At 67.4% G+C, this 19,723-nt stretch carries 11 protein-coding genes; 3 read left to right on the top strand and 8 right to left on the bottom strand.

What is annotated here, in order from left to right; genetic code table 11:
• Positions 1-132 precede the first annotated feature (132 nt).
• The 4 genes from ACI790_RS14080 to ACI790_RS14065 all read right to left on the bottom strand — a co-directional run bounded on the left by ACI790_RS14080 (position 133) and on the right by ACI790_RS14065 (position 10,503).
• Positions 133-3,477, bottom strand: coding sequence for a DUF499 domain-containing protein (locus ACI790_RS14080; RefSeq protein ID WP_456570398.1), 3,345 nt, complete (start codon positions 3,475-3,477; stop codon positions 133-135).
• Positions 3,477-6,206: a DUF1156 domain-containing protein gene (locus ACI790_RS14075; RefSeq protein WP_456570397.1), complete on the bottom strand. Its 2,730-nt coding sequence runs from the start codon at positions 6,204-6,206 to the stop codon at positions 3,477-3,479. The genes ACI790_RS14080 and ACI790_RS14075 overlap by 1 nt, the downstream gene beginning before the upstream one ends.
• Positions 6,203-9,715, bottom strand: coding sequence for a helicase-related protein (locus ACI790_RS14070; protein WP_456570396.1), 3,513 nt, complete (start codon positions 9,713-9,715; stop codon positions 6,203-6,205). Before ACI790_RS14070 ends, ACI790_RS14075 begins: the two co-directional genes overlap by 4 nt.
• Before the next feature lie 512 nt (positions 9,716-10,227).
• A complete protein-coding gene (locus ACI790_RS14065; RefSeq protein WP_456570395.1) occupies positions 10,228-10,503 on the bottom strand; it encodes a hypothetical protein in 276 nt (91 codons plus the stop codon).
• Positions 10,504-11,382: 879 nt separating this feature from the next.
• Here ACI790_RS14065 and ACI790_RS14060 point away from each other — a divergent pair.
• Together ACI790_RS14060 and ACI790_RS14055 are read left to right on the top strand one after the other, a co-directional pair.
• Positions 11,383-11,823, top strand: coding sequence for a helix-turn-helix domain-containing protein (locus tag ACI790_RS14060; protein ID WP_456570394.1), 441 nt, complete (start codon positions 11,383-11,385; stop codon positions 11,821-11,823).
• Positions 11,823-14,378 carry a hypothetical protein gene (locus tag ACI790_RS14055; RefSeq protein WP_456570393.1) on the top strand — a complete coding sequence of 852 codons (2,556 nt, stop codon included), beginning with the start codon at positions 11,823-11,825 and terminating at the stop codon, positions 14,376-14,378. The genes ACI790_RS14060 and ACI790_RS14055 overlap by 1 nt, the downstream gene beginning before the upstream one ends.
• Before the next feature lie 160 nt (positions 14,379-14,538).
• Here ACI790_RS14055 and ACI790_RS14050 read toward each other — a convergent pair whose 3' ends face one another.
• Positions 14,539-15,864: a hypothetical protein gene (locus tag ACI790_RS14050; RefSeq protein WP_456570392.1), complete on the bottom strand. Its 1,326-nt coding sequence runs from the start codon at positions 15,862-15,864 to the stop codon at positions 14,539-14,541.
• A 104-nt stretch (positions 15,865-15,968) separates the two neighbouring features.
• On the opposite strand from ACI790_RS14050, the gene ACI790_RS14045 reads away from it, so the two are divergent.
• On the top strand, positions 15,969-16,163 hold the full coding sequence (locus tag ACI790_RS14045) for a hypothetical protein (protein ID WP_456570391.1): 195 nt from the start codon (positions 15,969-15,971) through the stop codon (positions 16,161-16,163).
• Positions 16,164-16,352: 189 nt separating this feature from the next.
• On the opposite strand, the gene ACI790_RS14040 is transcribed toward ACI790_RS14045, so the two are convergent.
• From ACI790_RS14040 to ACI790_RS14030, 3 genes are all read right to left on the bottom strand, one after another.
• Positions 16,353-16,526 carry a hypothetical protein gene (locus ACI790_RS14040; RefSeq protein ID WP_456570390.1) on the bottom strand — a complete coding sequence of 58 codons (174 nt, stop codon included), beginning with the start codon at positions 16,524-16,526 and terminating at the stop codon, positions 16,353-16,355.
• Between the two features lie 765 nt (positions 16,527-17,291).
• Complete coding sequence (locus ACI790_RS14035) at positions 17,292-18,362, bottom strand: tyrosine-type recombinase/integrase (RefSeq protein ID WP_456570389.1); 1,071 nt, start codon at positions 18,360-18,362, stop codon at positions 17,292-17,294.
• Positions 18,359-18,991 carry a hypothetical protein gene (locus ACI790_RS14030; protein ID WP_456570388.1) on the bottom strand — a complete coding sequence of 211 codons (633 nt, stop codon included), beginning with the start codon at positions 18,989-18,991 and terminating at the stop codon, positions 18,359-18,361. Before ACI790_RS14030 ends, ACI790_RS14035 begins: the two co-directional genes overlap by 4 nt.
• Positions 18,992-19,723 lie beyond the last annotated feature (732 nt).

The raw sequence follows: 19,723 nt of genomic DNA, 5'->3' as shown, positions 1-19,723 counted from the left end.
TCGATCCTATGGGACCTTTCCGGCGGAGCCAGGCTTCCCCTCCAGGAAGTCATCGTCCCTCTGTGGGGTGCCCCGAGCCGCTGTGGGGTGCCCCGAGCGCATGCTCGGGGGCACCCCACAGTGGAACTCCGGCTACTCGACGTCCCAATCAGTGAAGCCGAGGGTCGTCAGGTTCTCCCTGAGCGCTGTGATCTGTTCAGGCGTGAGCTTGCTGAGGTCCACGCTCTCGATGTCGACGGTGATACGAACCTGCGCGCCTGCCGTCGTCAGTGGCGTGAGGATTTCATCGCTGATGACGCTGATGTCGCGCACGGGTCGGGTTGCATCGAGTGCTTTCGCCGCGTGGAACCGTGTGGCTCTCAGCGAGGGGCCGGGGCCAGGGGCCGGGGGCGTGGGCTTGGCCGGCTTGTCAGTCTCGTCGTCAGACTCTTCCCCGGAGTCCTCGTCGCCCGTGCGACGAGTCGCGGCTTCTGCGGCTATCTGACGTTGGGCGACCGTCGGGTCGACGACGAACCCCGCCTTGCTGACCGTCAGGGGCGGCTCGTGTAAGACCAGGCCCCTGTAGCGGTTCTCGTCCACAGCGTCCGCGTACGCAAAGCCATCCTGTTCGGGCAGCAAAACCTCGGAGAGCTGATGGATGGCGGTCCTGATGACGTCCTGGTCGAGGATCCGGGGCATGTAGAGGTACTGCGTGAAGTAGCCGCAGAGGGTTTCCACAAGGACGTGTGGCTGCTTGTTCCACAGCATCAAGCGGTCGATTTCCTGCCGCAGCAGAGCGGGAGCGAACTGAGTCAAGACGAACTCAGTGGACTCCGCCTTCTTGGTGACCCGCTGAGCGAGACTCCCGCTCCCGTTCATGATAATCGTTTCGAGTTCGATCTCGCTGTCACCAGGTTCCTGGTGCGGGTTGATGACCCACTTGTAGGCCTCGCGGATCGTGTCGCTGACCGCCTGAACAGCCTGGGCGAGGCGGCCGTCGACCACCGTGATGTTGTGCTGGTCCAGGTTGAACTCCCGGACCCGCTTCTTCACCGATTCCCACGCCATCTTCCGGCGGAGCACCGAATCCAGGGTGTCGACTCGGTCTACGTCAGGAGCGAGGAACACCAGCGCGTTCTTGTGGATGCGGGGCTGGCCGCCGCGGCGGGCGAGAAACTCGACCGCCGCGTCCGCCGCGACCGATTTGGCCTTCTTCGTATGGGGGCGGTCCATCCCGAAGATGACCAGCGCTGCCGTCGGCTCGTCATCGACGTCCGCGGTTCCGTCCGGGACACGGTGGACCCGGGCGAAAATGCCGCGATCGTTCTCTTCCCGCAGGGTCCGGGTCAACTCAGCGTGGACCTCGCTGACGTCGTACCCGTCGGCCAGTTCCTGCACGATCCGCGACACGGTCTGTTGAAGTGACAACCAGTACCGGTCCTGGTCGCGGTTCATGTACTTGCCGCGGTCGCCGAGCTGGCGCAGTCCGTCGGTGACATGCGCCGGGTTGTCAGTCGGGAAAGTAGCCCCGAGGACGACGCGCTTCTGGTCGATTCCCTGGATGGGCGTGTTCCCGTCGGGGCGGGCGCTCTTGCTGACGCTGGGCGCGCTGCCGAGGAAGACCACCCGAGCGACGCGCTTGGCGGCCATCGACTTGCCGAGCAGCGGGATGTCCCGGTCGATCATGTCGGCGGTCGAGCCGCCGCCGGCGATGTCAGCATCGACAACTGGCTTCCAGTGGTCGTCGAGGTGACTGGTGATCTCCTCGAAGACCTTCGTGTCGTCCAGGGGGATGGAGGCCGGCATGATCAGTGCGGACTGGTCCCCTCGAACCCACAAAGCATGGACGACGGTCGCCATCAGTCGCAGGACGCCTCGCGTGCGCTGGAACCGCTCCAAGGTGGACCAGTCCTGGTACAGCCGGACAAACAGCTCCGGGTGAATCGGGTAGGCAGCCTTCATCACATCGCGGTACTGCGGCTGCTGCACCTCGCTGGGCAACGCGTTCGCGTGCCGGCGGTAGTGGTCCTCGAACTTCGAGACCACAAGATTGCGAGCCCTGGTGCCGTCACCGACGAGCGGCTTGAAGATGCGCCGACGGACGATCTCGTAGGACTCCTCCACGGTCGCCGGCTGCCACGGAGTCTCGACCCGGTGGATGACCGACCGCAAGGAGCGCAGCGCCTCCAGGCCGGGGGTGCCGCCGATCTCGTGGGTGTTGTCGGCTATGCCGTCGCCCATGTCACGAACGGAGTCCGACGCGGGAAGCGAGACGACGAGGATCGCGGTGTCGACGGCCTTCACGGCTTCGGTGAGCGACTGCGCGAACGTCTGGTGCGCATCGAACGTGCCGGAGGGGTACGGCTGCTCGGTGCCGCGCGAGTAGATCTGGCGCAGGTAGGCGACCCACTCGTCGATGAGGACGACGCATGGTGAATGTGCAGCCAGGAGGTCCGCAAGCTCGGTCGTCGGCGGCGGGACGCCGTTGCTGTCGTAGCGAGCGACGGTGGCGAAGGCCTCCTTGCCACCGAGCTGCCAGGCGAGCTCGCCCCACAGAGTGTTGACGACGGTTCCATCGGGCTTCTCCGTGCCGAGAACGGAGAAGTCGTTGCCGACGATGACCGCCCGGTTCACCCCGGCGGGGATACCGGAGACTCCGGCTTGCTCGCACACCTCCGTGACGCCAAGAAGAGTCTCCGCCGCGGCCCCGCCGGCGAGGTGGTAGACAGCGATCTCGGAGTGGGTCTTCCCGCCGCCGAAGGTCGTCATCAGGTCGATGACCGGTTCACCGCCGACGCCATTGAGCCGCTGCAGCGTTTGTGACAACAGGTAGCGCAGGCCCCGAGTGATGTAGGTCCGCTCGAAGAACTGGACCGGGTCGCCGTACTCCGGCCGCGCGATGCCGAGTGCGACCTGGCGAAGGTCTGCAGCGAACTGGGCGAGCTGGAACGTCCCGTGGGCCACATCGTCGTGCGGCTCGGCGACTTCTCGCCACGCTGGAAGACCTCCGGTGTCGAGCCGAACACTGAGCTGCCTCTCGGCGGCCGCCTGGTACTGACGCTGGTCCTTCTCAAACCTGATCCGCCGCAACTCCCTGCGAAGTTCGTCGATCTCGTCGGCGACAGAGACTGCGCCAACGTGCCTGAGCAGGTGCTCCCCGTCAGACAGCACCCGCTCCGCCTGCTCGTCGGTGAATCGGCCTCCGTGCGCCCACTCCTTGCGTGCGTCCCACAGCGCCGACACGCAGCGCCGCTCTTCGTGTGAGGCGTGATCTCGGAACAAGCTCTGCCACTGCTTGTCGAAGACCCAGAAGAGGTAAGAAGGGTCAGAGATGCTGTCGCCGAACTCTCGCGGCGAAGCGCCAGCGGCCGCGCGCACCTGGGTCTGCCAAACATCGCCGTACTTCCGGGTCAGCAGATCCACCATCCATGGCGAAAGTCCGGCGGCGACCGAGTCGAGGACCCTTCCGACGCGCTCCTTGTTCGACAGCCCAGCCACTAGAACAACCCATCCTTTTCAGTCGCCGCAACGGCCAGCAGGTCAGACCAGCTCCCAATGAGCGCGTTGTAGCGCTCCTGGTCCTTCGTCCAACCCTTCTTCGCTGCGATTGCATGCAGTCTGTAGACCAAAGCCTGAGCCGGATCGCGAAATGCGCCGAGTTCGCTCATCAGCCGACCCGCTTCCAGGGTCCCGCCGCCGTCGATCAGTCGGTCGGCGAGATGGTGCACCGTTTCCCATGCAGTGGGCGTCCGGTCTGACGAAGGCTTCCATTCGCGATCGAGGCCTACGACTCCCCGGACCTGCACGAACCCAGGGCGGGGGTGCTCTGCTACCCCGGCCCGGATGACGTCATCGACGGATAGTCCCTGGGGGCGCGCGAGTTGATCCGCCTGTCCGAAGGGTGCCGCCTCCCATCCGTTCCGCTCCCACCAAGCAACGGCGAACCGGGAATGCGCATCGAGCTCCCCTTCTTGCTCGTCGAGGACCTCGCCCAAGGCGGCATTGATAAGCCTCAAAGCCTGTTCAACAGGCACCCGCTGCCCGGCCTGGTCTAAGACTTCGCGGTATCGCGAGTAGACCTGCATGCCAGGTCCCATTGCAGCCTGCGCCAGGTCTACGGGCAGAATGCCGGCAGCCTGAAGGTCGTGCACGGCTGGCTTGAGCTCACGCCTGAGCGTTCTGTTGAAGTCGGCAAGTGAGCAGGTTCCAGCCGTGGGCGTACGGGGACGGCAAGCCATCACGACGTATGCAGCAACAGAGTTGGTATCCAACCCGATCATCCGTTTGTCCCGGGCCCCAAGCACTGGCCAAGTACCGGTGATCTCGAGTTCGGCTGCCACGATGGCAGTCAGAATCGACGACCATCTCGTCTCCTCCTCGCGGCCTCCCTTCTGCTCTTTGGATGCATACACAACGAGCAATGGGAGTCCGTCGGCCAACGATGCGCGAAGATTCTTGAATGTCTCCGTGAATCCGTCGATAAAATACCGACGAGCAACTTCGGAACTGTTGCCGTGATGCGCGGGAATCGCAGTGAGTTCGCCGGCCTTTGGCGCGGCCATCGTCGCGTACAAGTCGGGGTGGACCGCCCGCAGCGCACGGCGATGCCAAACGTAGAAGTAGTCGGACAGATCGGCGTAGCCAATCGCGTCAAAGTACGGAGGATCGGTTGCCACCAGCGAGGGACCGGGAGCCCTCGCGACTCTGGCGTCTTGTCGCTCCACCATCCCATCCCCAGTCCCCGCCTGTGTCACTCCAGCGAGGATGGACTTGACCGCACCCGTCAGGGAGCCCGCAGCGCTGGTCGGCGCTGGCTCTGCGAAATCCCATTGCATCGGCATGTCATGCCGGCCGAACGCTGGCAGAGCCTGGCCTGTGCCGGACCGCGAGTCGATGAACCACCTGACCTGCGACGACTGATACTGAGCCATCCGGCCAACTGCGAGGCCCAGCACGGTCGTCACCACGTCCGCCCAGGTCTTATCGGCCCCATCACTGAGAAGACGCTCATGAACGGCCGCAACCGCGTCGGCAGTTGCGGCGAGAATCTGCAGTTGCCTGCGCGTGTACTGATCCGCTTGCGTTCGAAGTCCGAATCTCGGTCCCGAAAACCATCGCGCGATGTTGGGAAGGGCAAGATCGGGAAAGTCGTCGACCGCAGGCACCTGCTCTGCGGCTCGGACATCTTCCACCGTCGGCGCCCGGTGCACCCTTGCCTGGTCTCGGTTAGCGACGACACAAGTCATGCGGAGGCCGAGCCCCCCGGTCTGTCCCTCCGAGGCGACGTAGTCTTCCTTGATCACGGAACGACAACCGAGGCATGTGAACGAGGCGCCTCGTCCAGCCTTCGGCGCATCAGGGGTCCCGTCGTACCGCATTCCTGTGACCACATCGAGGTGTACGACGCCGTCACGTACCGACGGCTGGATCCATGCAAACGCATCCTTCTTCTTCGAGAGAGACCAGGACGTCGCAAGGACAGTCTCGATGCCACAAGCCGGGTTAGGGCAGGTCACGGTTCTCGCCCACAGCCATGCCACGGGCGTTTCCCCGGGAAGGCTGGGGTAGTACGGAGTCAGCTCACGAACTGTGTCTTCGGCAATCGCCTCCGCGTAGTGAGTGACGTCCCGGGCTAGTCCGCCGAAGCTGTCATAAGTTCGCGTGCCTGGGGGCGCGTCGTCCAATGTCAGGGCGGCAGGTTCCGAGCGTCGAGCCCCTCGACGCGTTGGGGTTTCTATTTGGTCAGGGTGGAGAGGCTGCCTTCCAAAGATCTTCGGAAGCAAGTCAGTGAGTGTCCGGCTGATTAGCGCAGGCACGGGATTCAGGTCGCTGCCGAACGTGGGGAGACCGAGACGTTGCGCTTCCACGAGAGTCGACCCGCCACCGCAGAACGGGTCCATGACGGTCGGTAGGCCGTCAGGAAACTGCGATCTGATGATCTCGCGAGCCTCCTTGACGACCGCATCGTCGGGGACGTTGGCGCCGCTTGCGACGAGGCGCTTTATGACATCAAGGAGATACGCGCGCTTCTCGTCATCAGCCGGGTCGTCCACCAGGGCGGCGAAGAGCAGAGCACGCCAAGCCGGGAGGGGCATAGGCGCGAACCATTTGTGCAGGTTTCGGATAGTGCCGGTCTTGCGGTCCTTATCGGCCTTACACGCTGCGTTGATCTCGTCGAGTGGAAGCGCGACTTCGATGAGCTTCTTGTGCTCGCGGGTGTTGCTCACTGCGGGGCCATCTCCGTTCCGCGGTTCCAGAAGTAGTTCCAGTCGGCCTGGACCGCGGTCTGCCAGGGCTGGATGGGCTCGGTGATCGGCTCTCGGATGTACCGGACCGTGGTGCTGTCGTCGACGTGGACCCGAACGAGCGCGAGGACGCTGTGGTTGCGCTTGTTCAGCGCCGTGACAGCCTCCTGCCTGGTGAGGACGAAGGTGTCCTCTCCCTCCACCCGCCCCTTGACCTCCATGAAGTCGAGGCCGTCTGGGGTGTCGCACTCAATGTCGTAGCCCGGGTTGTTGTGCGGCATCTCTGTCGGATGGTGGCCGGCGAGGGATCGTTCGATGCCCAGGACGGCGTCCACCGCAATCCGTTCGATCCGCTGGGTCTCGCGGGCGCGGGTCTCAGCACCTTCGGGGTCAGTCAGCGCGTCAAGCCAGCCCTGGGGGATGACGAGGGTCGCGCCGGTGACCCGCGGCGGGGTGGCGGCGATGGAGCGTTCCAGGTCGAGTTCGCGGATGCGTCGGTCGAGGCGGCGGGCGAGCTCCTCCGCCCTGGTCTGAGCCTGATCGGCGGGCAGTCGGCTGTGCTTGCCGGCTCTCTCGTTCTCCCGGATCTCGGCAGCGCGGCGGTCCCAGTAGTTGATCTCATGTTGGAGTCGCTCGCGGACCAGGCGCTTGGTCTTATCGACTCGCTCGTGCGTGATCGCGGTCACGTGCTCGAGGTGATCGCGGGCCACCGTCGCCGATGCGTGAGTGACCATGCGCCGGTCGAGGTCGCTGGCCTGACACCAGGGCTGTTTGAGGACGTCACGGGCAGCGTCACGCTCGTCGTCGGTGGGCGGTTCTAGGTTCGGGATTGGTGTCTGCGCGATCGGACTGATGGTCCCGTTCGGGTCGAGGCGTACGTACTGGACGCGCCTGGAGATGATCTGCGGCTGACCCGTCGCATCTGCGCGACTGTCCGTGACGTCGTGCTCCAGCAGGCAGACGACATACGGATCGACTGCCGCGTCGTGCCGGTCGACGAGGACGGCGCCATGCCGAAGGGTGTCGCCGTGGCGGTCGCCGATGAGCGAAAGGATGGCGGTCATCAGAGGGTGGCCGGGGTGCATGAGGGTCGCGTCGGCGGTGTGGCCCTCGACCCGGACGTGGGCGCGGTCGAACGCGATGCGTGAGTAGGCGCCGACGACAGGAGTGCCCCGGCCGGTGATGCGGTCCTGGTCCTTGACTGCGGCGGGCACGGACCGGATCTCGTACCGGTGATGTTCTCTGCTGCGCAGAGTGCCACCGACGTCAGCGAAAGCCGCGGCGAAGAACGCCTCGACGTGGTGTGGCTGGAGTCGAGCAGCCTCGGCGCGGTCCATCTCCCTGCGCACCTGCTCGATGTCGCTCCCTGTCAGAGTCGTCGTGACGAGCTGGTCGGTCGACAGGACTTCACGGATCCCGTCGCCGACCTGCGCGTCGACGACCTCGAACAGACGTGCACGGGTCTCGGCCGCGTCGCCTTCCCGAATAGCCTGGATCATCAAGTCGCGAAGCGAGTTCCCCTCGAAGACCTGCCCGAGCACGTCGTAGACACGTCCGCCGAGCGCGCTTCGCTGCTGTTCCAGCTTCTCCAGCAGTCGCGCGTAGACGTCGCCTTCCCGAGTGTCCTTCGCGACGAGGGACCACATGTGGCACACCTCGTGCTGTCCGATGCGGTGCACGCGACCGAATCGCTGCTCGATGCGGTTGGGGTTCCACGGGAGGTCATAGTTCATCAGCAGATGAGCATTCTGCAGGTTGACGCCTTCCCCAGCGGCGTCGGTGGCGACTAGGAACACGCAGTTGGCGTCGTTTCGGAACGTCTCCTGCGCCTTCTTGCGGTCTTCCCGCCGGGTGCCGCCGTGAATCGTCACAACGGCGTCGTCGCGGCCGAGGTGGTTGCGCAGTCGTGCGGTGATGTCGTCGAGGGTGTCCCGGTGCTCCGTGAAGATGATGACCTTGCGCCGGGCGCCAGAGGCGTCGCGCATCGGGTCAGCGTCGTCGAGGGTCTCGCGCAGCCGGTCCCACTTTGAGTAGGAGCCGGAGTTGCGGATCGCGCGAGCCTGCTGCTCCAGGCCCGTCAGCACTGCGATCTCGGTCTCCAGCTCCGGGATGGAGGCCGCAGCTGTGGCGGCGGAGACGGCCTTGTCCTCCAGCGCCTCGCGTTCCTCGTCGGTGAGGTCGTCCAGATCTCCTTCGAAGCCGTCCATGTCTACCGGCTTGGCTGCTAGGCCGGCTTGCGCGTCACGGAGCTCGCCCTGCAGCCGCTGCAGACGGCGCTCCAGCGAGCGGTGAATCGCCGCCGGACTCGAGGCGAGCCGTCGCTGGAGGGTGGTGAGGGCGAACCCAACCGCAACGCGACGGCGGTTGTCCCGGTCCTGCAGCCGGTCAGCCAGGTTCATCTGGTCGCGGACGTAGTCAGTCACAGCGCCGTAGAGCGCCTTCTCCGGGTCCGAGAGGGGGTACTGGACGGTGTACGAGCGGCGCTCCGGGAACAGTCGGGTTCCGTCGAAGCGGAGCAGCTCCTCCTTGACCAGCCGGCGCATCAGATCGGAGACGTCAACTCGGCGGGTGCCTTCGCGTACGACCCCCTCGAATCGGTCCGCGTCGAGCAGCGCCAGAAACAGTTGGAACTGCTCCTCCTTGCCGGAGTGCGGCGTCGCCGTCATGAGCAGGATGTTGCGGGCGGCGCCGAGCCGCTCACCCATCTGGTACCGCTTCGTCTTCTTGACCTCGGAGCCGAACACGTTCGCCGACATCTTGTGCGCCTCGTCGAAGATCACGAGGTCCCAGTCGGTCTCGCACGCCTTGTCGAGGATCGCCTCCTTGTTGCGGGCGAGTACGTCGAGACGGGCAAGCCACAACCCGCCGCGGGCGAACGGGTTGCCGCCCTGCTCGATGGCGTCCTTCGTGAGTAGGGCGAAGTCGAGCCCGAACTTGTCTCGCATCTCGTCCGCCCACTGGTCCACGAGCGAGCCTGGCGCGACGACCATGACGTTCTGCGCATCGCCGCGCATCAACAGCTCCTTGATCAGGAGCCCGGCCATGATGGTCTTGCCGGCACCGGGGTCGTCGGCGAGGACGTAGCGCAGCGGGTGACGGGGGAGCATCTCCTCGTAGACGGCGCGCAGCTGATGGGGGAGCGGGTCGACGTCTGATGTGCCCAAGGCTGCCTGCGGATCGAAGAGATGGGCCAGACGCATCCGGCGGGCTTCCGCCGCGAGCTTGAACGAGGCTGGGTCGCCGTCGAAGGAGAACGCCGCCCCCGCCTGCACCGGCGTCAGCCCAGGGAGGTGGGAGGAGAACACCATCCGCTCGGCGAGGGCCCCTGATTCGGTGCGATACGCAACGTTCGCCGAGTCGTCCGTAAGTCGGTCGACGGCCACGATGGTGACCGGCTCCGGGCCGGCCAGCCCACGCAGAACCGCTCCTGGGCGGACCACCTCGAGCAGCTGGCTCTCGCCGGCGCCGTCCCCAGCGTTGTCCCCCGTCATCAACTGCTCTCCTTGCGTCACCAACGGTTCACTGTCTGCAGGGACGGTAGCCGGAGTTGGTGTATGCCGGACTCATCCGATGGGGTCGCAACGGCCTCCGCGGTCCTGCGGGCCCGCGGTGTGGATCAGCATGTAGCCAGGCCTCTCGTCTGCCGCATGTGGGCGGCTACTTCATGGGCTCGACAGCCAGATCAACGCCGAGAGCTGCGGCCAGCCGTAGGGCGGTGAGGCTGTCCGGCCAGAGCAGCCCCCCTCGTAGTTGGCGTAGGCCCTTGGGCGTGATGCCGCCAGCCTCGGCTATGTCGCTGAGCCTTCCACCAACGCTGAGTCGTTCCGCGATCGCCGCCTCACACAGCCTCCAGATTGCGGCCCACTGTGCGACGGCGAAGACCTGGAGTTGGCGGCGTGGCGTGCGAGGAGGGTTCTCGGCTACTCGCTCAGGGGTGAGTTCGTACCAGATGCAGTCGTAGTCGTCGGCCGCATCGGCAGGTAAGTACCTGTAGAGGGGGCGCCTAGCCATCAGCTTTCCTGTAGCCCACAGCCTGGTACTCGATCGACCCGACGAGCGCCAGGAGGAGCTGCAGGTTCGGCCAGACCTGACCGTTCAAGACGTAGGAGATCGCGTCCTCCGAAACATCGGCGTCGTGTGCCAGGTCCGCTTGGCTGAGTCGGTCGCTGCAGTCAGGCAGAGCGCACTGATGAGGAGCGGCGAGCTTCTCTGCCACAGGCTGAAGGAGTCGATCCAGGGTCAGAGCCGCCTGGCGGTCACGCTGTTCCTCGGCGCTCAAGGTCCCTACGGGTGCTTCTCGAAGCTCGTCTGGACTCCTGCGGCGCCTGGGCACGGCAACATCGTCGCGAAGCGTTCCAGCGATTCCCCGGAGCGACGCGCCGCTCTCGCACGTACTAACCGAACCTTTATTCGGGCTCCGTTGCCCCGAGGCGGCACCACAGGGGGCATGACCACCCTTGAGACCGCGGCAGGTGCTCCTGAACGCGTCCGGCAGATGAGGCCGGGACCACCGTGCTGGATGGCCAGAGTCGGGGCGGCAGTTGCCATTCTCCGCTGCCCCGAGCTCAACCTTGACCGCGTCACCGTGCCGTTGCGGTGGCGAAGGCTGCTCGCCCAGACGGCGTATGTCCTTTTCGGGTTCACCCCTACCAGGCCTGCGGCGGCGAGCGGCACGCCCGGTGCGTCGACAACGATGAACGCCCGTCTCAGGCCCCGGGGCCGTCTGACGGGCGTTCATCTGTGGTCTGGTCCTCACCGCAACTGCCAGTCGGCAGCGTCGCGGGTCTGGACCTCGCGCACCCGCCATCGTACGGACCGCACCGGGGTTGTCGTGGAAGCTCGGTGTTCGCTCGAAAGCGCGACGCCGACGGCCCCTGGATTTGCACGCTTCCTTGCACGCTCGGGTGGTGCCCCCCTGGTGCAGCCGCTGCCGAATGCCTCTATCACCTGCACTTTCATCCTCGGCTGCGACTCGTACACGCGACCAACGCCTCTCGTGTGGTGCCGTCTTTTCGGCGAATGTCACGCTCCCTACTGCGAGCACGCTGCAGCGCGCAGAGCGTTCGCCGGGACCGCGATTTGCACGCGTGCAACTCGCTCCCGGTGCACGTCCGCCGCGTGCCCCAGGGCACGCCTGACGCGAGAGCAGGTGCATGAGGTGAGGACCGCGCAGACCCCACAGGGGTTCTGGTTCACGCTCAAGGAGGCCGCCGAAGCGTGCGGCGTCAGCCGCGACACGGTCAAGCGCCGGCTGGCCGACGGCCAGTTCCCCGGGGCGGTCAAGGACGACGGGGAGAGCGGAGCCTGGCGCATCCCGCTGGTAGACCTGGTGCAGGCCGGCCTCGAGCCCGTCGTGCCCGGTCCTTCGACACCTGCGTCGCTGGCAGTGCCGCACACCGCCTCCCCGGAGGAGTGCCGGGTGTGCCGGGAGAAGCAGAGCGAGCTCGACCGGCTCCGCGAGCAGCTCGCGGTCGCCCAGGTCGAGGCGGTGTCCGCTCGCGAGCTCGCCGATGTGCACGCCGCCCATGTTCGCGACGTCATGGCCCTGGTCGGTCTGACCACCGTGTCGGCGGTGCCCGCTCCGCGGGTGGGTGCCTGATGCCCGCCCAGCGCAAGCCGGAGAACCGCACGCTGCCCAAGCACGTCTACCCGCAGGGCACGACCGGGAAGCTCTGGAAGACGATCATCCCGCTCGGCAACGGCAAGACCAGGACGGTCAGCGGGTTCACCAGCCCGACGAACGCCGCCAAGTACTACGACCTCGCCGTCGAGGAACTGCGGGCGGGCCGCCCGCTGCCGCCGAAGTCGATCGTCGAGCAGCCCCGGTCTGGCCGTTCGCTGCGCTCGTACATCCAGGACATCTGGTGGCCGCGGTACAAGCGGCAGGGCGTCCCCGGCAAGCGGGGCCCCCGGTGGGGGAGACGACCGCAGAAGGGCACTCTCGAGGGACGGCGCCGCATCATCGACCGGTACATCCTCACCGCGCCGTGGGCGGACTGGCCGATGCGGGCCATCAACCACGACCAGGTGCAGGAGTACCTCGACAGGCTCGCCGCCGAGGCGGTGGCGGAGGGCACCGACAAACCGCTTGCGAAGTCGACGCTGAACCAGGTCAGCGGGACGTTGTGGCGGATCTACGACCAGGCCATCAACATGGACCGCGCCGAGCGGATCGTCGACCACAATCCGGCCGCGTACGTCGTCGTCGATGAGGAGACGATCGAGAGGCGGCGCCGGGGAGGCGCCGAGAAGCAGCACGAGCATGAGCGCGAGGTGCCCGAGCGCGCGCTGGAGTGGGACGAGGTCTTCGCCGTCCACCAGCGGATGCTGCCGAGCGACCGCTACGTGTTCTGGGCCATCTCCGGCCTGAGCATGCGGATCGGCGAGGCGGCCGGCGTGTTCATCGTCGACTTCCTCGACGCCAGTGCCGCCGAGGGGGACGGGTACGGCTACCTGCACTGCGGCCACCGGATGCAGCTCAGTGAGAGGGACGACGAAACCGGCGAAGTGACCCACATCGTCGAGCGCGGCAAGACCCGCTCGGCCGCGCGACGGCTGACGCTGGGGCCGACGTCGACGGCGTTCCTGCGCGAGTACATCCAGCGGTTCCACGGCTTCGACCCGTTCGACCCCACCGTGCCGCGCAACGACCCCCGCCGGCGCGTCCCGATCTACGTCCTTCCGCAGGGAGGGCCACCGAAGGACAACGGCAGCGCGTTCCGGGGACGCCTGGACAAGATCCTCACCGACCTCGGGCTGACCGAGAAGACGGTCGGCCACAAGGTCACCCCGCACTGGCTGCGCAAGACGGTCGCCACCCAGCTCCTGGACGACAGGCGGGTGCCGGAGGTCGCGCGGGCGAAGTACCTCGGCCACAAGCTCGAGGGCATCGTCGACGAGGAGCGGGGGGTCCGGGGCGCCGCGGTGACCGCCGCGGCCTACAGCCTCCTCACGCTGAAGGGCCTGTCGACCATCGCGAAGGTCATCGAGGAGGTCCTGCAGACCTACTACGGCGGTGACTTGTGGGCAGTCCCGAAGGGCACCGAGGACCTGCTCACCATCCAGGAGGCGGCCGCCCTCCTGGATGTGCGCCCCCACAGCGTGCGCCGGCTCATTCACGGGGGGCACCTCCAGCGGCAGATGCACCCGGACTACCCGCACCGCCACTACGTCGCCGCCTCAGAGCTCGCTGGCCTGCAAGAGCGGTTCAGTGACGCCAACGTCCTGACCCGCGCCGAGACTGCGCGCCGGCTGCGCGTCGGCAACGGTGTCGTCTCGACGCTCATCAGCCGGGGTCTGCTGGTCCAGGTGACCACCCCGTTCGGCAGCAATGGGACCCGGAGCCGGGTGACCGTCGCGTCCATCGAGGAGTACGAGCGCAAGGCGGCGGCGGACGGATCTGGCCTCGCGTGGGTGTCGCTCGAGGAGGCCGCCGGGCAGCTGAACATCCCCCTGAAGGATCTGCGTGCACGGGTCAGGGAGCGGGTGGCGCAGGGACGCCTGCGGGCGCGGAAGAGCGGCACCAGCGGGCGAACATCTGCGTACACGCACATCGCCGAGGAGGACCTCACCGCGTGGCGTGAACGGCTGAAGATCCCCGAGGGCTACGTCGGCGCGCGGAGGGCGAAGGAGCTCATCGGTGCCTCCAACTACGACCTCCGGAACTGGCGCTTGGCCGGACGGGTGCGGCACTGGACCGACGGTCGTCACCGGGGTGTTGGAGAGCTGTGGTGGTACTCGATCGAGGATCTCCGGCGCATCGCGGCCGAGACCGCCCCTCCTGGCGATGGCTACGTGCGGCTCCAGGAGGCCATCGACGAGTTGGGGGCCTCCTACAGCGTCGTGCGAAGGCTGCTGGAGAACGGTGTCGTCGAGCATGTCCGGCGTTCGCGGGGGCCCCAGAAGACCATCGTCTGGGTGCACCGGGAGCGGCTGCGGAAGGCGCTCGCCGTGCAGGGCGCACCGAACGGCTACATCACGGTGAGCGAGGCGGCTGCGCAGTACGGTCTCGCGCCGCAGTTGATCGCCGCCTGGGCTCGCAGGGGCCGGGTCAAGGCCCAGAAGCTGACCATGAACGGGCGCGACCAGTGGTACGTGCACGGGCGGTCACTGGCCCGCTGTTTGCGCAGCTGGACCGGGGGGCTCGATGGGTGAAGCCGCGGTTCCGTGAAAGACGCACGTCTGTGCCGAATCAGCAATCCCCCGGGGTGATGAGACACCTGCGGCACCGCCGCAAGCCTCTGAATACTCGGTGACCAGAAGCCGCAGAGACGAACTGGGAGGAGGAGCGGAATGCTCCTCCTCCCAGTCGTTCCTACGCGCTGCCGGCGTTGGGCTGCAGAGCGCGGACGGCCTCCTGCAGCTGCGCGGTCAGCGCAGCCCGCAGGCTGTCCGCGGTGCTGCGGATGCCTCCGAGCGCCCGTTCGGCTGTTCCCGTGTGCCTACTGACTTCGTCGAAATGGGTCAGTAGCTGGATTCCGTGGCCGATAGCGGCCTGTGCACGAGTCAGGTCGACGGCCGGGTCTCCGTCGCTTTGGGCGGTCGCCAGGAGGGTGAGTTCCCGGATTACGGCGAGTACCAGCTTCAGCAGCTCGGGGTCGTCGGCGGAGACGACCCATGCGTTGGGGTCGACCCGGTGGAACCGGCCCGGCCCCGGCACTTGATCCGGTGTCGGAACGACGGCTAGTGCCGCCCGCGCGCGGCGGACCCGCATGGCCTCGGCCAGCTCCTCACGGTGCTGCCGCGCCGTGAGAGCCCTGGCCCGCCGCTTCGCCTCGATGGCGATGGTGGGCTGGTTGCTGCCTGATGACAGCACACGGACGACGACGTCCCCGGTCTTCCTGGTCGTGCCGGCTCCGGGGTGGGCACCGACGTGCTCGACGCAGTCGCCGGTGGCCTTCGCCCACTCGTCGACGATGTGGGCGACGGCGTCCTCGAAGTCCTTCCCCGCCGCGCTGGACTTGCTGCGCGCCGCGGCCTGGGCCTGATCGGCCTGCACCAGCGCGCGCACCGCGGCGAGTCCTTCGACCAGCTCCCGCCGTGTGTTCTCGACGGTTGCTGTGAGGTCCCGGCGCAACGCCGCGATCGGCGAGCTGGGGTTCTCGGTGCTGACGACGCTGCGCACCTCGGCGGTGTGCGAGCGCACCACCCGTTCGAGCTGGGCCAGCGCCTCGTTCTGGGCCGTGGCAACGGCCTGCCGGACAGCCTCGCGGACGTTGCCCGCACCACCGGCGAGTACAGCCGTCAGGCCCTGCTCGATCCGGGTGGGCAGGGCGCCCAGTACGTCCGTGGCAGCCTGCCGGGTGGCTAGCTCGGTGGCGTCGACTCGGGCGAGCAGGCCATCGAGCTGCGCGACGGTGGCTGTCGCGCGTGCCTGCACCGCTTCGTCGAAGCTCGCGAGGGCGCGCTCCATCACCGAAGTGGTGTCGCCGGTGCTGCGCTGTAGCCGACCGGCGATCATCCCGACGACGACGGCGGAGGCCACGTCGTCAACCAGCGCCGCGGGCCCGTGCTCGGCGAGTACGCGGCGGGCGAGCGCGACCGTCTCCGAGTGCGTGATGCGCAGGTGCTGGACTTCCAGCACGTCGTCGATGACCGTGACCCGCCCGGTACTGGACCGCTGGGCGGGGATGGCGGTCATCGAACACCGTCCGTCTGCAGGACCAGCCGCCCGATGGAGATGGGTAAACCATCGACGAGTCGTCGGCAGATGAGGCATCCGGACGCCGGCGTCACGGCATCGCCGTGGTGCTCGGCCCCGACCAGAGCGACGTGCAGCTCCGCCTGAACCGCCTGCCAGACCGCCGTGTGACGGAGTTGGAGGGCGTCCTCGATTGCGCCGAGCGAATCGGCGAGCTCTACCTCGTCGTCTCCGCCGTGCGCCTGGGCGGCGATGTAGCGGGCGCCGAGTGCTCGCCAGACGGCGAGCAGTCGGCGTAGGTCTCGGTCCCGGTGCGCTGCGTTGCCGATGCGCCGCCGCGGGCTTGGGACCGATCGGATTGGTTGAGTTGACACGGGACCCTCCAGGGTCGCCGCGGCGCGGGGGACGTCCCCCCGCCGTCCCGCGGGGGTGGCTCACGTCCACCGCCACGGCACCGTCGCGGCGCCTCGACTGGAGACAAGCCCCAATCACCGGTCAGATTCAGGCTGCTGCTCGCGGACCCAGAGCAGGCCTACGAGGCCACCCACCCAGAGCTGCTCGCCCCAGCCCATCAGCTGCTGCCAGTCCGACTCCGTGAGCTCGGCGGGCCCGACGGCCTCGTAGATCGCGTCCATGGCATCGGCGGCCTGTGTGGTGAGCAACCACGAGGGACGGCTGCAGCTGACGTCCAGCACAGAGCACGGGCATCTCGTCCCGGGCACGGTGAGTGAGCACGCATAACAGGTGCAGCAGGTGTCGAGCTGAGGGACGACCAGCGGCTCGATGGTGGGAACACGGTTCGCCACGGCGACGAGACACGTCTCGTCACAGACCATGACGACCGCTCCGCGGTCCAGAGGCACGAACAGCACAGGAGCCTCCTAGGCTCGGCCGGCCACCCGCCGGCGGGGTCAGCGCTGGGCAACGCCGCACCAGCAAGCTGCCGGCGCCATCCCCGGCTGCATTCGGCAATGGCCGGCCGTACCTGGATCGTCGGGACGTCGCTCTCGCGGGACCGTGGGGAGCAGATCCACGCTCACGCTGTCTGGGTTGAGGGCATGCCAAGGACCCCCACATCGGGAGGTGGGGGAGTGAGCAAGCGATGGCCGTGTGAAGTTGTTGGCCGGTGACACCTGCTGTGGCCGTCAGAGGCGGAGCAGCAGGCACTCCTTTCATGGGGACGAGGACGGGAGGGACGGTCACAGCAGGTGTCCGCTGGCCGTCATCGTCCGGCGGCCCACGAGCTCGCGAGGTGAGGACCTTGGCGTTGTAGGGCCTACGCCGTCGTCCGGGGCCATGCCGACGCTCGGAGCCGAGCGGCAAGACCAGCCGGCCCCAGGGCAGGCTCCGCCGCCGGAGATGGTGGTCCTCGACGACATGCAGGCTGAGGACGGCCCGCAGCCACTGCACCAGCGCGAGAAGGCCGTTCAGCATCGCGGCCCGAAGATGGCCTCGTACGCCGCAGCCAGCTCGTCGAAGGTGGGCTTGGTGTACCGGCCGATGGTGCCGGCGGCCTCGTCGCGGTGTCCGGCGTAGGACTGAGCCACGCGCACGTCGGCCACGCGACGGACGTCGTCGAGGGTGGTGTGCCGAATCCAGTGCGGGCCGACGTCGAGCGACTCGCTCCAGGTCGTGTGCTTGTCCAGCCGGTCGAACAAGGTGTTGAACCGGCGCCGTGTCAGCGGGCGACCGTCCTTGTAGCGGAAGACGGCATCCGATCTGGTCTGGGCGCCGCGGCGAGCGGCGTGAGTGAGGAGACGCTCGATGACGTCCCGACGGAGTGGAAGGTCGCGGGTTTGACCGTTCTTTTCCGTCACCGTGACGCGGCAGTCCTCGGCGTGCAGGTCTCCTACCCGGAGGTTGAGCGAGCCCTCGCGTCGGCACCCAGTGTGCCGGAGAAACTCGAACAGGAGCCCGTCGAGCTCCGGGTCGTCCCCGGTAGCAGAGCAGACGAACTGCAGCTCGGCGAGCTGCTCGTCGGTGAGCGGACGCTCCGGCGCGTTGGGGCGTTGCGGGGCCTGAAGGCTGGTGGCCGGGCTGACTTCCAGTCGTCCATCCAGGACCGCGCACTTGAAGAAGAAGCGGACTGCACGAACGAAGTTCTCGGCCGCTCCTCGGCCGTACGCGTCTGGGTCGCTGGAGCGCAACAGCCGGCCTCTGGCCAGTGCATCCGCGACGCGCCGCTCGCCGACCTGGCGGCGCACCTCGTCACGGAGAACGGTGAGGTCCAGAGGGGTCACGTCGCTGAGCAACGACCCCCCGTGCACGTCGACCAAGCGACGGAAGCCGATGCTGTAGGTCGGCAGGGACTTCCGCGGGCACGCCGCGACGACCCGGGGGTGAAACTCCTGCACGGTCTTGCCGGGCGGCCCAGCGGACGCGCCGGGCCTCGCCGAGTCGCCCAGCTCATTGGCCAGTTCGACGAGGTCGGCAGCGGTCAGGTTGTGCGCATGGATGAGGCTGGCCATCACCTGGCGCGTCAACGAGCTCATCGTCATCGTGCGGCGGCCTCCGCCGCACCATCGTTGCGAGCCTTCGCCAGTAGGGCGCCCAGGTGAACCAGGGCGAGCTGGTGCGAGTCTTCGTCGCCGGCGACGAGGAGCTGGCGAGCCTCGTGGCCGACGCCGAGACGGTGGGTGACGCCAGGCGAGAGGAGGAGGCGCTGCTGCGAGTCGACGCGTAGCTGGATGCCTGCAGTTGCACGAGAGCCGTCGGCAGCCACACCCAGCACCGCGAAGCCGTCACCGAGCTCGAGGACGTCGAGGTGCCGCGGTAGCTCGATGCCCTGCAGTGCTGAGCGCAGTCGGAGGCGGTTGCGGTGGTCCACCGTGACGAGCCGGCAGGAGACCGCCACCAAGTCCGGCACTGCGCTGGTCGGAGCTAGGGTTCGAGCCGGCTTACGCACGGTCACGGCCTGGGCTGGTACCCGAAGCGCTATGGCACCTGCCAGGTCGGTCATCTCAGGCTTCACGCCGCCAGGGGTGCCGGTCGATTCGACCAGCCCCCGAATAAAGGTTCGAAGGTCCGCGGTTGCGTTGAAGCGCCGATCGGCACCCGCTTCCGGGGCCCTCGCAATGAACTCCGGCACTCCCTCCGCCTGCATGGTGTCGTTTATAAACGACACCATGCAGGCCGTGTTGATCAGCGGTTCCTAGTCCAGCCGATCAGGGGAACTCATCGGGCCACAGGCGGACAGCGAGACTCTTCTCGAGCTTTGCGAGAGAGACGACGTCGGGCCACGAGCGGCCAGTCATCAGGTCATGTAGAGCGGACCGCGAGAGATCAGCGCGGTCGGCGACCTCCGTGCGGCTCCGGTCGCCGACGGCAGCCACCAGTCGCCGTGCGATCTCGCGGGCGTAGCGCGCCGCCACCGGGGAATCGGGCAGGAGTGGCCCGTGCGGCCAGTCGCCGCCCGCGCTGTACGCGCGCGGCGGTGGCAGTGACTGGCGCCGCCGAGGCATACCGGCACTCTCACGTACAGCGGCTCGCAAGGTAGGGAGGCGACCCGTCGCCACGCCGGTTTCTCCTGGCGCCTGGGTCGTCAGGAGCTTGAGGCACGATCGTGAGCGTGCCGGTACTTCGTCTCCGCGACATCGTCCGGGTCCGGGGACTGGACCGCGCCGGGACGACCACTGACCCCAGAGCGTGGGCGCGCGGCGAGCGGCATCGAGGCGTGACGAGCGATGGTTAGGGCGAAGCCGCGACGTACGCAGGGCGGGGGGCGTGGTGTTCAGGCTTCCGCAGCAGATCATCCGGCACAGCGGCGAACTGACGTCGCCGCGGGGACAGGTCCAGACCCTGACCGGGATCTCGCGACCCTCCTGGACGCGCATTGGCATTCCAGCCGGCACGGCGCCAT

The sequence above is a fragment of the Blastococcus sp. SYSU DS0539 genome (genome assembly GCF_054050855.1).
This window is presented reverse-complemented; position numbering and strand designations above follow the sequence as displayed.